At 68.1% G+C, this 1,167-nt stretch carries 2 protein-coding genes; both read right to left on the bottom strand.

What is annotated here, in order from left to right; all coding sequences use genetic code 11:
* Positions 1-1,054 (bottom strand): multicopper oxidase family protein (locus K789_RS0111920; protein WP_024366958.1); only part of this gene is annotated, 1,054 nt, incomplete at its 3' end.
* The coding region (locus tag K789_RS25135; protein ID WP_029704945.1) for an SHOCT domain-containing protein at positions 1,054-1,167 on the bottom strand (114 nt) is incomplete at its 5' end. The genes K789_RS0111920 and K789_RS25135, both read right to left, overlap by 1 nt.

The raw sequence follows: 1,167 nt of genomic DNA, 5'->3' as shown, positions 1-1,167 counted from the left end.
CCTGCTGGGTGGGCACGGCGGTCAGGGCTGCGACAGGTTCGCCGGCTACGCGGAGAGTGGCCAGGGCGGCGCCGTCCGGCTGGTCTGCAGGGTTGCGTGCGCCGGATCCCGGGCCCATCATTCCCGGCATGCTTCCCCGGTTCTGGTAGAACGCACGCAGCACGGAGTCCCCGGCCGTGGTGGTCACGAGGAGGTCTGCCCGGTTTCCGGGCGTCAGCAGAAGTTCATCCACACTCTCCGGTGTCGGGAAGCGGCCGGAGTCCATGCCGAGGAGCTGCAGCTGCTGTCCGTCGAGTCGCAGCCGGAGGTAGCGGGCCACGCAGGCGTTGATGATGCGCCATCTTTCGCGTTGCCCGGGGCGGGCCGTGAATTGCGGGTTGCTTTGACCGTTGACCAGGAGCAGTTCACCTTCCCGGCCCATCATTCGTTCCATCGCCGGGGCTGCCGGGATGTTCCCCAGGCCGTCCAGGGTGGTGTCCGAAATGACCAGTACCCGTTCCGCACTTGCCTCGATGGGCTCCGGGTCCTCGACGATGATTGCTCCGAAGAGGCCGGCGAAGATCTGCTCGGCGACCATGCCGTGGTGGTGCGGGTGGTACCAGTACACGCCCGGGGGATGATCCTCGGGAAGTTTGTATTCGTAGTCGAAGGTGCCGCCGGGGTCGACCGAGACGAAGACGTTGTCCCCGTTGCCCTCGGGGGAAACGTGGAGACCGTGCACGTGAAGGTTGGTGGCCTGGGTCAGCTTGTTGACGAGCCCGATCTTCAGGACGTCGCCCGCGCGTACGCGAAGCGTCGGGCCGGGGATGCCGCCGTTGTAGCCAAGGGCCGCGGCCTGACGGCCGGCCAGCAGAATCTGTCCAGGCGCGGCTTCCAGCCGCACCTGCAGCTGCCCGTTGGTGCTCCGTTCCTCCGGAGGCTGGGCCAGTTCGCTGCCCGTAACGGGAGCCTCCCGCGCCGACAGGGTCCAGATCAGCCCGGCGCCGCCGGCCGCTGTCCCCGCGAGGCCGAGCCCGCCCAGCAGCACCGCCTGGCGGCGGCTGATGGGCTGCACTACAAACCCTCACCGAGCACTTTGAGTTGCTCGCGGTACTGGTCCGCGGTGAGTTCTCCTCTCGCAAAGCGCTCATCGAGGATCTGACGGGCCCTGCTCCCGCCGACAGGCGG

This window comes from Arthrobacter sp. TB 26, assembly GCF_000427315.1.
In the GTDB taxonomy this organism is placed as follows: Bacteria; Actinomycetota; Actinomycetes; order Actinomycetales; family Micrococcaceae; genus Arthrobacter.
This window is presented reverse-complemented; position numbering and strand designations above follow the sequence as displayed.